Here is a 12,119-nt window from a genome sequence, read left to right on the forward strand (position 1 = left end):
GGCGGGGCGTCGCGGCTCAGCGGTGCAGGGCCCGCGTCCAGTCGGCGGGCACCCGCTCCGCGGGCCCGGGGGCGGGCTGCTCGGCCGGGTGGCTCACCGGCGGCGCCAGCGACGGCCCCGACTCGTACAACTCGTTGGTGGCGTAGTTCCAGAACCAGTCCTCGCCCGGTTCGTAACTGCTCACCACCGGGTGCCCGGTGGCCCGGAAGTGGGCGGTGGCGTGCTGTCCCGGCGAGCTGTCGCAGCAGCCGACGTGGCCGCACTGCGCGCACCGGCGCAGATGGAACCACCAGCCGCCGGCGGCGTCGCACTCGGCGCAGCCCGCGCCCGAGGGAGGCACACTGGGGTCGATGGCGTGTTCGGTGGTCATGCGGACTCCTCCTGTGGGGGGTCGTCGGGGGCGGGGGCGGTGAGGGGCAGGAGCACCTGGAAGCGGGTGTCGCCCGGCTCGGACTCGAACCGGAGGCTGCCGTGGTGCTTGTTGACCACGATCCGCCAGGAGATGTCCAGGCCCAGTCCGGTGCCCTCGCCCACGGGTTTGGTGGTGAAGAACGGGTCGAACACGCGGTCGCGGATCTCCGCCGGGATGCCGGGGCCGGTGTCGCCGAACTCCACCAGCAGCCGGTCGTTCTCCCGCGCCGTGCGCACGGTCAGCGTGCCCTCCCCGTCCGCCTCGCGCATCGCCGCGACCGCGTTGTCCACGAGGTTGGTCCACACCTGGTTCAGCTCCGCCGGGTACGCCGGGACGCGGGGCAGGGTGCGGTCGTACTCCTTGACCACGCGGATGCCCCTGCCCAGTTTCCCGGACAGCATCAGCAGGGTGCTGTCGAGGAGTTCATGCACGTCGGCGACCTGGAACGGGGCGCGGTCGAGCTGCGAGTACTGCTTGGCGGCGTCGACCAGGTGGGAGATGCGGGCCGCGCTGTCCTGGATCTCGTCCATGAGCAGCTCGGTCTCCACGGTGTAGTTGAGCCAGCCGACCGCGCTGGGCAGCGTCTCCTCGTCCACGGCCGCGGCCACCTGCTCCAGCCAGTCCGTGTCCAGTCCGGCCTGCACGAACGTGGGGGCGATCCGCCAGCCGTCGGTCACGCCGTGGTCGTCCAGCCAGTCGGACAGGAGGTCCTCCCGGTCGGACGCCTCCAGCGGGCTGAGCACCGGAGCCTTGGCGACCCGCTCGGCCGTGCGCTCCTGGATCTCGATCAGCCCCGCCAGCGTCTCCCGGTCGTAGGCGCCCTCGGAGATCACGCGCAGCTTGCGGCGCATCTTGCCCACCCGCTCCCGCAGCGACGCCGTCGCCCGCACGGCCGCCGCGGCGGGGTTGTTGAGCTCGTGCGTGAGCCCCGCGGACAGCGAGCCCAGGGCCAGCAGCCGCTCCCGCTGGCCGATCGCCTGCTGCGCGCTCTTCGCCCCGAAGAACAGCCCCTCCAGCAGATGCACCGCCATCGGGAACCAGTCGTGCATGATGTCCGCGAACGTGTCCGCCGGCAGCACGAAGAACCGCGTCGGCTCCGTCACCCGCAGCGAGTTGTTGTAGACCTGCGGCACCCGGTCCCCGAGGTACGCCTGCATCGCCCCCGCGTACACCCCGCGCTGCGAGGTGCGGGTGACCTCCACGTCGTCCCCGCCGACCCGCCGGGACAGCACGACCGTGCCCTCCACCATCACGTAGAAGCAGGTGGCCGGGTCGCCCTCGGCGTAGACGGTGCCGGGTTCGTACCGCTCCACCCGGCCGGCCTCGCACAGCCGCCCGAGCTGCTCGGGGGTGAGCTTCTCGAACAGGAACAGCGAGCCGATCTCGTCCGGCAGGCACTCCACTCGCTGCGCGCTCACGACTGCTCCAGGTAACGGTGGACGAGCATCACGGCCATGGCTCCCTCTCCGACGGCGGAGGCGACCCGCTTGGCCGACTCCGCGCGCGCGTCGCCCGCGACGAACACGCCGGGGACGCTGGTCTCCAGGTGGTACGGAGGCCGGTCCAGCTCCCAGCCGGCCGGCGGGCGTCCGTCGGCGGTCAGGTCGGGCCCGGCCAGGATGAAGCCACGCTCGTCGCGCAGCACGGTGCCGTCCAGCCAGTCGGTCAGCGGGGCGGCCCCGATGAACACGAACAGCCACTGCGCGTCCACCACGTCGGTCTGCCCGCTGACCGTCTCGCGCAGCGTCATCCGCTCCAGATGGCCGTCGCCGTGGGCCTCCTCGACGACGGTGCCGCACCGCACCGCGATGTTCGGCACCTGGCCGATCTGCTCGATCAGGTAGTACGACATGGACGCGGACAGGTCCGGGCCGCGCACCAGCAGCGTCACCTGCTTGGCGAACCGGGACAGGTACATCGCCGCCTGCCCGGCCGAGTTGGCGCCGCCCACGATGTACACGTCCTGGCCCTGGCAGGCGGGCGCCTCGGTCAGCGAGGAGCCGTAGTAGACGCCGCAGCCGCCCAGTTCCTCGCAGCCCGGCGCCGCGAGCCGCCGGTAGGACACACCGGTCGCCAGGATCACGCTGTGCGCGGCGACCTGCGACCCGTCGGAGAACCGCACCACCCGGGCCGCGCCGCCCACGTCGAGGCCGGTCACCTCCCGCGCGGTGAGGATCTCCGCGCCGAAGCGGGTGGCCTGCCGTCGCGCCCGGTCGGTGAGCTGCGCCCCGGACACCCCGTCGGGGAAGCCCAGGTAGTTCTCGATCCGCGAGCTCTGCCCGGCCTGCCCGCCGGTCGCCGACCGCTCCACCAGCACCGTGCGCAGACCCTCCGACGCCCCGTACACGGCCGCGCCGAGCCCCGCCGGGCCGCCGCCGATCACCACCAGGTCGTAGAAGTCGGCCGTCGGCGTGGTGGCGAGACCCACGTGGGCGGCGAGGTCGGCGGGTTCCGGCTCGACCAGCGGCGTCCCGTCCGGGGTGACCACCAGCGGCAGCCGCATCCCGTCCTCGTCCGCCGCGGCCAGCAGCCGCCGTCCCTCGGGCTCGTCGGAGGAGTACCAGCGGTAGGGCACCTGGTTGCGGGCCAGGAACTCCCTAACGTCGGAGGAGCGCGCCGACCAGCGGTGCCCGACCACCTTGGTGCTCGGCACCGGCCGGTGGTCGCTGCGCTTCCACGCCTCCAGCAGGTCGTCCACCACCGGGTACAGCTTCTCCTCCGGCGGGTCCCACGGCTTGAGGAGATAGTGGTCGAGGTCCACCACGTTGATCGCGTCGATGGCCGCGCCGGTGTCCGCGTACGCGGTGAGCAGCACCCGGCGGGCCCCCGGATGCACGTCCATGGCGCGCTCCAGGAACTCGATGCCGTTCATCCGCGGCATCCGGTAGTCGGCGAGGATCACCGCCACCAGGTCGCCGCGCAGCTTCAGCTCGCGCAGCGCCTCCAGCGCGGACTCGCCGGACTCGGCGCGCACGATCCGGTACGACGCCCCGTAGCGCCGCCTGAGGTCCCGGGCCACGGCACGGGAGACGCCCGGGTCGTCGTCCACGGTCATGATGACGGTCCGGGCGGTGTCGGCGGGCTGTGCCATGCGTCCCCCACAGCGTGGTCGATTCCCCGGCGCGGCGGGCCGAGATCGTCGCGGCCTCCGCACCGGCCCGAGCCCATCGTATGTGCGGTCGCCGCCGGGCGCGCGGGCGTACGCGGGGCGGGCGCGGGAAGGCGGGCGTGCGGTGCTCGTACGAGGCGACCGCGGTGCGGGGACGGTGGCCCGGTAGGGAAGACTGGTCCGCGCAGGAACACGACTCCGGGAGGAACGGCATGACGCGGCCGATCACGGCAGGGATCGACGGCAGCGAGGAGAGCCTCGCGGCGCTGGCCTGGGCGGCCAGGGAGGCGGTCCGCCGGGACCTGCCGCTCAGGGTGGTGCACGCCTGGCGGTTCGAGGCGCACGACGCGCTGGAGACCGAGGACAGGGCCGCCCAGGAACAGTGGGCGCGGGAGGCCGCCGAGGAGGCGGTGCGCGCCGTCCGGGAACGCCACGGCGGCCTGGACGTCACCACGGACGTGCTGGAGGGCGACGCGGTGGAGACCCTGACCGCCGCCGCGGCCGGCGCCGAGATGCTGGTGCTGGGCTCGCGCGGTCACGGGCGGCTCATGGGCTTCCTGGTGGGCTCGGTCGGCCAGCAGGTGATCGTGGACGCCCGGCGCCCTGTGGTGTTCGTCCGGGCCGGCGACAAGGCCTCCGACGAGGTGGCCGGCCACGAGATCGTGGTCGGCCAGGAGGGAGACCCTGAGGACGGCGCCGCCGCGCTCGGTTTCGCCTTCGCGACCGCCGCCCGGCGCGGCGCGACCGTGCGGGCCGTGCGCGCCTGGACCCTGCCGCCGGTGTTCTCCTACAGCCCCTCCTCCCTCCAGCTCCTCGACGAGGCCGGCGGTCTCGAGCCGTTCGAGCGGAAGAAGCTGGCGGCGGCGCTCGCGCCGTGGCGGGAGCGCTACCCGGACGTGCACGTCGTGGAGCACGTGGAGATGGGCAGCGCCGGACAGGTGCTGCTGTCGGTGTCGGGCACGGCCCAGCTGATGGTCGTCGGCCGCCGCGCCCGCCGCTCCGCAGTGGGCGCCCGGATCGGCTCGGTGGCGGGCGGCGTGCTGCACCACGCGGACTGCCCGGTGGCGGTCGTCCCGCCCGCCTGACCCGGGGCGGGCCCGGCTACTCCTCCGCGGACCGCAGCGGCTCCCGCCGCTTCGGCAGCACACGCTGGATGTAGTCCTCGACGGCGGTCTCCAGACCGATGTCGTGCTGGGCCCGCTCGGACAGGTACCAGCGGTGCTCCAGCAGCTCGTGGTAGATCTGCGCGGGGTCCATCTGCCCGCGCAGCTCGGGCGGCACGGACCGCACCGTGGGCCGGAACACCTCGCGCACCCAGCGGTGGGCGAGCACCTCCGGACGGGCGCCGAGGGGATCCCCCGGGGCGTAGTCGTCCTGGGTGGCCATCCAGCTCTCCAGGTCGTTCAGCAGCCGCCTGGCCTGGTTCTCCTCGGTGTCCAGACCGGTCAGCCGCAGCAGCTGGCGCTGGTGGTGCCCGGCGTCCACGACCTTCGGCACGAAGGTCACCGAGTCGCCGTTGGAGGCGTGCTCGATCTGCATCTCGGCCACGTCGAAGCCGAGTTCGTTCAGACGGCGGATGCGGCGCTCGATGTAGTGGTGCTTGCCGGCCGGGTACACCGAGGTGCGGGTCAGCTCCTTCCACAGTTCCTGGTAGCGGGCGCAGATCTCGGTGCCGAAGTCGATCGGGTCGACGGAGGGGTGCAGCGCGCCGGACGCCTCCAGGTCGAGCAGCTCGCCGCTGATGTTGACCCGCGCCAGGTCCAGGTCGTACTCCCGCTGGCCGCGCGTCAGTTCGGGGTGCAGATCGCCGGTCTCGGCGTCCACCAGATAGGCGGCGAAGGCGCCGGCGTCGCGCCGGAACAGCGTGTTGGACAGCGAGCAGTCGCCCCAGGCGAAGCCGGCCAGGTGCAGCCGTACCAGCAGCACGGCGAGCGCGTCCATCAGCCGGTGCATGGTGGCAGGCCGCATCGTCGTCTCGAACATCGACCGGTACGGCATGGAGCCGCCGAGGTGCCGGGTGATCAGCACGCACTCCAGTGGCTCCCCGTCCGGGCCGGTGCGGCCGGTCACCACGGCGAGCGGGTCCACCGCGGGGATGCCGAGCCGGTCCAGGTCGCGCAGCAGCTCGTACTCGCGCAGCGCGGGACGCCGGGCGAGCTCCTTCACCGCGATCACCTCGTCGCCGGCGCGGGCGTAACGCACGACGTGCCGGGAGATGCCGCGCGGCAGCGGCACCAGGTACTTGTCGGGCCACTCCTCCAGCGGCAGGTGCCACGGCAGTTCCAACAGGAGCGCGGGATGCTCCGGGTTGGTGGCGTTGATCTGCAGTGCCATGGCGGCGGTGTCCTCGTCTCGAAGGTGATCGTCCCGACGGTGATCGTCACCTCAGCCTATTGCGCGCGCTCCCTGGCGAGCAGGGCGGCGTCCCGCACAGGGCCCCGGTGGAGCGGGCCGTGTCCGGGCAGCAGCAGGTCGCCGTCCAGCTCCGCCAGCGAGTCCAGCGACCGCACGGCGGTGGCGCGTTCACGGTGGAACATGTCGGTCAGCATCTGCGGGCCCTGGACGCGGGAGACGGGGTGCCCGCTGACCAGGGCGTCGCCGGACACCACCGCCCCGACGTGCGGCAGGTGGAAGGCGCAGTGCCCGGCGGTGTGGCCGGGGGTGTGGACGGGCACCGGCCGGCCCGGCAGGTCGAGCGCCTCACCCCCGCCGGACACCGGGAACGGCTGGGGCGAGGTGACCGCCACGTTCGCCGTGCCTCCGGCGCGCAGGGCGTGCGCGGCCCACGGCAGCACGCCGGGTCGCCAGCCGTTGCGCAGCACCCGCGCCACGGTCACCTGGTGCAGGAAGTCCCGCCGGGCGTGCGGCACCTCCTCCTTGTGCGTGTACACGGAAGTGCCGTAGGCCGCGCTCAGGAACTCGGCGGAGCCCAGGTGGTCGTTGTGCGCGTGCGTGATCAGCACGGCCGCCACCGCCTCCGGCGCGGCGCCCACCTCCGCGAGCGAGCCGAGCAGACCCTCGCGGTCGCCGGGGTAGCCGGTGTCGATCAGGGTGACGGCGTCCCCCTCGGTGAGGATCACCCAGTTCGTGTTCGTGCCGTGCACCAGAAAGGTGCCGTCCGCCACCTGCCGCACCGTTGCCCTCATGGCCGCCTCGTGTGTTTCGCCCCATGTCCGTCGAACGAGCACAGGAAAGCAGATCAGGGTGCGGGCGCGGACGGTGGTCCGCCCTTCGGACGCGCTGCCGGACGCATCCCGAACAGCCACCGCGTCACCGCCCACCGCCGCACCCCGAGTTCGTACAGCAGCACCACCGTCACCAGCGAGGCCGCCACGATCACCGCGTACTTCGCACCGGCCGGGGCGGACCGGCCGACGACGCCGTAGGCGTAGGCGACCACCACCGGCTGGTGCAGGACGTACAACGGCAGGGCGGCCACGGCCAGGTACGCCAGGAACGGCGACGTCCGCCCCGGGCGGGCGGGGCGCGGGACGCCTGCCGGACGGTCCAGCAGACCGAGGATCGCCAGCACCCAGCACCACCCGGCCACGCCGAACAGCGCGCGTGTGGCCAGCGCGGCGGGGGTCCCCGCGGTGAACGGGTCCTCGCCCGCGACGAAGCCGGGCGCGGTCGCGGCGAACAGCACCACCCCGAGCACGCCCACCCGCACGGCCGCGCGGCGCGTCGGCACGCGCACCCGCTCGTCGTCCGCGAGGAGGAAGCCGTACGCGAAGAACAGCAGGTAGGCCCAGCGGTTCCAGCCCGCGTAGTCCTCCTCCATGCCGAGCAGCGCGTTCACGGCGGCGAGCGGCAGCGCGGGCAGCAGGAGCAGCACGGGCCGGCGCCCCACCGCCCCGGCCACACGGCCGGCCCGGTCCGTCGGGAAGGCGGCGAAAGGCGCGAGGATCAAACAGAAGGTGAGCAGCAGCACGACGAACCACAGATGGCCGGTCTCGAAGTGCTCGCCCTCCAGGACGAACGGGAATCCGCCGGGTCCGGCCGCACGGTCAGGAACCGCCCCAGAAGGCCGGGTACGGCTCGTCGTACGCGGGGTCGGCGGCGCGCAGCCGCAGCCACTGGGGGAGCGGGCACAGCACGACCGTGCCGAACACCAGGGGGACGCCCAGGCGCAGCAGCCGCTCCCGGGCGAACCGGGCGGGACCCCGGCGGCGGACCGAGTGCCGGGCGCCGAGCCCGGCGACGAGGAACAGCATGGGCATCGCCCACACCACGCCGAACCCGGCGAGCACGGTGACGGCGTCCGTCGTCGTCGCGTTCTTCACATAGAAGTCGTCGTCGGGCGAGAACACCAGGGCGCTGTGGAAGAAGACCAGCCCGACCACGACGAGGGCGCGCAGCACGTCCAGTTCGCCGCGCCGGCCGGACCCCGCGCCCGGCGGTCCCGTGTCCGCGCCCATCGCCCCTCCCCGCCCGGGTGGACCCAGTGTGGGGGAGGCCCGGCGGGGGAGGACAGGCTTCCGCCGCGGTTCCCGAAGAGGGGCGGGTCAGTTCACCCCGCGCGGACGGAACTGGACGCTGATGCGCGGCCCTGCGGCCCTGGTGCTCTTGGGCACGCAGTGCTCCCAGGTGCGCTGGCAGGATCCGCCCATCACCACCAGGTCGCCGTGGCCCAGCGGCCGGCGCACGGTCTCGCCGCCGCCGACGGGCCGCAGCAGCAGGTCGCGGGGCGCGCCCACGGACAGGATGGCGACCATGGTGTCCTCGCGGGCGCCCCGGCCGATCCGGTCGCCGTGCCAGGCGACGCTGTCCCGGCCGTCCCGGTAGTAGCAGAGCCCGGCCGTGGCGAACGGCTCGCCGAGCTCCTCGGCGTAGTGGGCGCTGAGCGCGTCGCGGGCCTCGGTGAGGACCGGATGGGGGAGCGGGGCGCCGACGCCGTAGTACGCCAGGAGCCGCGGCACGGAGACGACCTGGTCGTACATCTGACGCCGCTCGGCCCGCCAGGGGGCCTCGGCGGCCAGGTGGTCGAAGAGCGCGTCGGAGCCGTGCAGCCAGCCGGGGAGCAGGTCGATCCAGGCGCCGCGGCCGAGTTCGGTGCGGCGCACGCCGCCGAGGGGACCGAGCCGCAGCTCGTCGTCCTGGTCGAAGAGCGAGCCCTGGAGTGCCGGGAGGTGGTGCGTGCTCATGGCGACCAGCGTACTCCTAATCGAAAATACGTTCTAGAACGATCTCCGTCCGGAGACCGCCCTGCTCCGGGGGCTGTTCGATACACCGGTGTATCGGATACGTTCCCGTATCGGACGGCGGGGAGGGGACACCGCATGGCGGACACCGGGACCGGGCGCATCACCGCGCGCCGGCTGCGCACCCGCGCCCACCTGCTGGACGCCGCCTTCACCGTCTTCGCCGCCAAGGGCTTCGGGCACGCCTCCATCGAGGAGATCTGCGAGGCCGCCGGGTACACCCGAGGCGCCTTCTACTCCAACTTCGCCGGCCTGGACGAGCTGTTCTTCGCGCTCTACGCCCAGCGCGCCGACCTGATCGCCGAGCAGGTGACCGGCGCCCTCGCGTCCGACGGGCCCGACCTCGACGTGGCCGCCGCCGTCGACCGGGTCTCCGAGGTGCTGCTGCTGGACCGCGACTGGCTCCTGGTGAAGACCGACTTCCTGGTGCACGCCGCCCGCGACCCCCGCGTGGCGCACACGCTCCTCGACCACCGGGCCCGGCTGCGGCGGGCCGTCGCCGACCGTCTGGAGCGGGCGCGCGGCCACACCGCGCTGCCCGCCGTGCTCGGCGACGCCGAGGGCGCCGCGCACGCCGTGGTCGCCGCCTACGACGGCGTGACCGCCCAACTGCTGCTGGACCGGGACGTCGAACGCGCCCGGGCCTGGCTGAGACAACTGCTCACCGCGCTGCTCACCGGGCGAAGCCCCCGATGACAGCCTCCGGACGCCAGAAGGAAGGGACGGTCGCCATGGATGCCGACGTCATCGTCGTCGGAGCGGGCCTCGCGGGCCTCGTCGCGGCCCATGAACTGACCCGCAAGGGGCGCAGGGTCGCCCTCGTCGACCAGGAGAACGCCGCCAGCCTCGGCGGCCAGGCCTACTGGTCGTTCGGCGGGCTGTTCCTGGTGGGGTCGCCCGAGCAGCGCCGCCTCGGCATCAAGGACTCCTTCGAGCTGGCCTGGCACGACTGGCAGGGCAGCGCCGCCTTCGACCGGACCGACGACGAGGACTCCTGGGCGCAGCGCTGGGCGCGCGCCTACGTCGAGTGGGCGGCGGGGGAGAAGCGCTCCTGGCTGGACGGCCACGGCATCACCTTCCTGCCCACCGTCGGCTGGGCCGAGCGCGGCGACCTGCGCGCCGGCGGCCACGGCAACTCCGTGCCCCGCTTCCACATCGCCTGGGGCACCGGCACCGGCGTCGTCGCCCCCTTCGTGCGGTACGCCCGTGAGGCGGCGCGTGACGGACTGCTCACCTTCCACCACCGCCACCGGGTCGACGAGCTGGTCGTCGAGGACGGCGGCGCGCGCGGGGTGCGCGGCACGGTGCTGGCCGAGGACGACGCGCCGCGCGGGGTCGCCTCCAGCCGCGAGGTGATCGGGGCGTTCGAACTCACCGCCCAGGCCGTGATCGTCACCAGCGGCGGCATCGGCGCCGACCACGACATCGTCCGGAAGTACTGGCCGGAGCGGCTGGGCACCCCGCCGCGCGAGATGGTCACCGGCGTCCCCGCCTACGTCGACGGACGGATGCTCGACATCAGCGCCCGCGCGGGCGTGCGCCTGGTCAACCGGGACCGCATGTGGCACTACACCGAGGGCATCCAGAACTGGGACCCGGTCTGGCCGGGCCACGGCATCCGCATCCTGCCCGGACCGTCCTCGATGTGGTTCGACGCGCTCGGCCGCCGGCTGCCCGAGCCGTGCCTGCCCGGCTACGACACCCTGGGCACGCTCAAGCACCTGCGCACCACCGAGGACATCGCCCCGTACGACCACTCCTGGTTCGTCCTGACCCAGAAGATCGTCGAGAAGGAGTTCGCGCTCTCCGGCTCCGAGCAGAACCCCGACATCACCGCCAAGGACCGGGCCGGATTCCTGCGCGAACGTGTCCTCGGCAAGGGCGCGCCCGGTCCGGTGGACGCCTTCCTGCGCAACGGCGCGGACTTCGTCACCGCCGGCACCGTCGAGGAACTCGTCGGGAAGATGAACGCCCTCACCGACGAGCCGCTGCTCGACGCGGCACTCGTCCGGCGCCAGATCGAGGCGCGCGACCTGCAGATGGCCAACAGCTACAGCAAGGACGCCCAGGTGCAGGGCATCCGCAACGCCCGCCGTTACATCGGCGACCGTCTCGGCCGGGTCGCCGCCCCGCACCGCATCCTCGACCCGGCGGCGGGCCCGCTGATCGGCGTCAAGCTGCACATCCTCACCCGCAAGACGCTCGGCGGCATCCAGACCGACCTGGACTCCCGCGCGCTGGGCGCCGACGGCAGCCCTGTGGAGGGGCTGTACGCGGCCGGCGAGGTCGCGGGCTTCGGCGGCGGAGGCGTCCACGGCTACAACGCGCTCGAGGGAACCTTCCTCGGCGGCTGCCTCTTCTCGGGCCGCGCGGCGGGCCGGGCGGCGGCCGCGCAGACGGCGTAGAGGCGGCCGGTCCGTCCCGTCACTCTGAGAGCAGCCGGGCCAGCACCTCCGCGTGACTGAGTTCCGGCTGCCTGGAGGCGGTCAGCAGGGTCACCGTGCCCCTGCCGGCCAGCTCCCGCACCCGCTCCAGCAGTTCCGCCGCCTCCGGGGCGGTCAGTTCCGCCTCGTAGCGCTCGCGGAACTCCTCGAAGGCGCCCTCGTCCGCGTGGTACCAGCGGCGCAGCTCCGTGGACGGGGTCAGCCCCTTCGGCCACTCGTCGATGTGCGCCGCGTCCTTCGCCAGACCGCGCGGCCACAGCCGGTCGACGAGGACGCGCACCCCGTCGTCGGGCTCGGGCGGTTCGTACACGCGCCGCACGCGCACGCTCATGGTGAGGCCCCTTCCGCCGGAATCGGTGCGAGCCTACTGCGACGCCCGGGACCGGGCACGACGAGCGGGACGGCTGAATCGTCCCCCGGGGACCGGGTACTCCGTCCGCCTGGGAACGTGATGTCGGAGGTGACGGATGGAGGCCACGGACGACCTGCCGGTCGTCGGCTCGCTCGCCGAGCTCACCGCGCTGGTGGAGCGCGAGCGGGGACTGTACGTCCGCTGGTCCAGGGGACCGGCGATCGACCTGCACGCGGTGTCCAGCATCGACGACCTCACCGGCGTGGCCATGCCCGGCCTGTCCGCGAACCCGCTCGAAGTGGAGGAGTGGTGGCAGGACCGCTCCCCGGCCCTGTGGGTGGCGCGCCGGCTGTACGACTACGAGCACCTGCCGCGCGAGAAGGGCGCGGACATCCGGCCCTGGGTGCTCAAGGGGCGTGAGGCGGGGCGCGGCCCGGACAACGAGCCGCTGGTCACCGAGGTGCGCCCGCTCTGCCGGCTCGCCGACCAGGTCATCGAGGAGGCGCACAGGGAAGTGGCCCGCCAGGAGAATCCCTGGGGGCCACTGCGCCGTACCACCCGCTGACCGCCGGGCGGGTCGCTCGCGATCCGCGGGGTCACG

13 protein-coding genes are annotated in these 12,119 nt (G+C 73.6%); 4 read left to right on the forward strand and 9 right to left on the reverse strand.

The genetic code is table 11. The features are described 5' to 3' along the window. Positions 1 to 16: 16 nt before the first annotated feature. Genes ELQ39_RS29825 through ELQ39_RS29835 form a run of 3 tightly spaced genes read right to left on the reverse strand, consistent with a single transcriptional unit; the run spans position 17 to position 3,503 of the window. A complete protein-coding gene (locus ELQ39_RS29825) occupies positions 17 to 370 on the reverse strand; it encodes a UBP-type zinc finger domain-containing protein (RefSeq protein ID WP_242594992.1) in 354 nt (117 codons plus the stop codon). After that, positions 367 to 1,830, reverse strand: coding sequence for an ATP-binding protein (locus ELQ39_RS29830; RefSeq protein WP_225628179.1), 1,464 nt, complete (start codon positions 1,828 to 1,830; stop codon positions 367 to 369). Before ELQ39_RS29830 ends, ELQ39_RS29825 begins: the two co-directional genes overlap by 4 nt. Continuing rightward, positions 1,827 to 3,503 carry an FAD-dependent oxidoreductase gene (locus ELQ39_RS29835; RefSeq protein ID WP_242594994.1) on the reverse strand — a complete coding sequence of 559 codons (1,677 nt, stop codon included), beginning with the start codon at positions 3,501 to 3,503 and terminating at the stop codon, positions 1,827 to 1,829. Before ELQ39_RS29835 ends, ELQ39_RS29830 begins: the two co-directional genes overlap by 4 nt. Positions 3,504 to 3,733: 230 nt before the next feature. Between ELQ39_RS29835 and ELQ39_RS29840 the strand changes: the two genes are divergently transcribed. Continuing rightward, positions 3,734 to 4,606, forward strand: coding sequence for a universal stress protein (locus ELQ39_RS29840; RefSeq protein ID WP_242594996.1), 873 nt, complete (start codon positions 3,734 to 3,736; stop codon positions 4,604 to 4,606). A gap of 16 nt (positions 4,607 to 4,622) precedes the next feature. Here ELQ39_RS29840 and ELQ39_RS29845 read toward each other — a convergent pair whose 3' ends face one another. From ELQ39_RS29845 to ELQ39_RS29860, 5 genes are all read right to left on the reverse strand, one after another. Then, complete coding sequence (locus ELQ39_RS29845) at positions 4,623 to 5,855, reverse strand: DUF4032 domain-containing protein (RefSeq protein ID WP_242594998.1); 1,233 nt, start codon at positions 5,853 to 5,855, stop codon at positions 4,623 to 4,625. Positions 5,856 to 5,911: 56 nt separating this feature from the next. Next, positions 5,912 to 6,667, reverse strand: a complete 756-nt coding sequence (locus tag ELQ39_RS29850) for an MBL fold metallo-hydrolase (protein WP_225640534.1) — start codon at positions 6,665 to 6,667, stop codon at positions 5,912 to 5,914. A gap of 53 nt (positions 6,668 to 6,720) precedes the next feature. Beyond that, positions 6,721 to 7,452, reverse strand: a complete 732-nt coding sequence (locus ELQ39_RS32475; protein WP_337663027.1) for an acyltransferase family protein — start codon at positions 7,450 to 7,452, stop codon at positions 6,721 to 6,723. Between the two features lie 76 nt (positions 7,453 to 7,528). Further along, on the reverse strand, positions 7,529 to 7,939 hold the full coding sequence (locus tag ELQ39_RS32480; protein ID WP_277994750.1) for an acyltransferase family protein: 411 nt from the start codon (positions 7,937 to 7,939) through the stop codon (positions 7,529 to 7,531). 87 nt (positions 7,940 to 8,026) lie between these two features. Beyond that, on the reverse strand, positions 8,027 to 8,665 hold the full coding sequence (locus ELQ39_RS29860) for an alpha-ketoglutarate-dependent dioxygenase AlkB (protein WP_242595000.1): 639 nt from the start codon (positions 8,663 to 8,665) through the stop codon (positions 8,027 to 8,029). 135 nt (positions 8,666 to 8,800) lie between these two features. On the opposite strand from ELQ39_RS29860, the gene ELQ39_RS29865 reads away from it, so the two are divergent. Continuing rightward, a complete protein-coding gene (locus ELQ39_RS29865; protein WP_190003926.1) occupies positions 8,801 to 9,418 on the forward strand; it encodes a TetR/AcrR family transcriptional regulator in 618 nt (205 codons plus the stop codon). A gap of 35 nt (positions 9,419 to 9,453) precedes the next feature. After that, the gene (locus ELQ39_RS29870) at positions 9,454 to 11,127 is read left to right on the forward strand and encodes an FAD-binding dehydrogenase (protein ID WP_242595680.1); all 1,674 of its coding nucleotides are present in this window, start codon (positions 9,454 to 9,456) and stop codon (positions 11,125 to 11,127) included. 19 nt (positions 11,128 to 11,146) lie between these two features. Here the strand turns inward: ELQ39_RS29870 and ELQ39_RS29875 are convergent, their stop codons facing one another. Next, positions 11,147 to 11,497, reverse strand: a complete 351-nt coding sequence (locus tag ELQ39_RS29875; protein WP_242595002.1) for a DUF488 domain-containing protein — start codon at positions 11,495 to 11,497, stop codon at positions 11,147 to 11,149. Between the two features lie 136 nt (positions 11,498 to 11,633). On the opposite strand from ELQ39_RS29875, the gene ELQ39_RS29880 reads away from it, so the two are divergent. Beyond that, complete coding sequence (locus ELQ39_RS29880; protein ID WP_242595004.1) at positions 11,634 to 12,083, forward strand: DUF6098 family protein; 450 nt, start codon at positions 11,634 to 11,636, stop codon at positions 12,081 to 12,083. Positions 12,084 to 12,119 lie beyond the last annotated feature (36 nt).

The organism is Streptomyces sp. GB4-14 (assembly GCF_022696125.1).
Lineage (GTDB): Bacteria > Actinomycetota > Actinomycetes > Streptomycetales > Streptomycetaceae > Streptomyces > Streptomyces werraensis.

Coding starts and splice junctions, on each gene's coding strand:
- ELQ39_RS29825 (WP_242594992.1), bottom strand. CDS start 370: ATGACCACCGAACACGCCATCGACCCCAGTGTGCCTCCCTCGGGCGCG.
- ELQ39_RS29835 (WP_242594994.1), bottom strand. CDS start 3,503: ATGGCACAGCCCGCCGACACCGCCCGGACCGTCATCATGACCGTGGAC.
- ELQ39_RS29840 (WP_242594996.1), top strand. CDS start 3,734: ATGACGCGGCCGATCACGGCAGGGATCGACGGCAGCGAGGAGAGCCTC.
- ELQ39_RS29845 (WP_242594998.1), bottom strand. CDS start 5,855: ATGGCACTGCAGATCAACGCCACCAACCCGGAGCATCCCGCGCTCCTG.
- ELQ39_RS29850 (WP_225640534.1), bottom strand. CDS start 6,667: ATGAGGGCAACGGTGCGGCAGGTGGCGGACGGCACCTTTCTGGTGCAC.
- ELQ39_RS32480 (WP_277994750.1), bottom strand. CDS start 7,939: ATGGGCGCGGACACGGGACCGCCGGGCGCGGGGTCCGGCCGGCGCGGC.
- ELQ39_RS29860 (WP_242595000.1), bottom strand. CDS start 8,665: ATGAGCACGCACCACCTCCCGGCACTCCAGGGCTCGCTCTTCGACCAG.
- ELQ39_RS29865 (WP_190003926.1), top strand. CDS start 8,801: ATGGCGGACACCGGGACCGGGCGCATCACCGCGCGCCGGCTGCGCACC.
- ELQ39_RS29870 (WP_242595680.1), top strand. CDS start 9,454: ATGGATGCCGACGTCATCGTCGTCGGAGCGGGCCTCGCGGGCCTCGTC.
- ELQ39_RS29875 (WP_242595002.1), bottom strand. CDS start 11,497: ATGAGCGTGCGCGTGCGGCGCGTGTACGAACCGCCCGAGCCCGACGAC.
- ELQ39_RS29880 (WP_242595004.1), top strand. CDS start 11,634: ATGGAGGCCACGGACGACCTGCCGGTCGTCGGCTCGCTCGCCGAGCTC.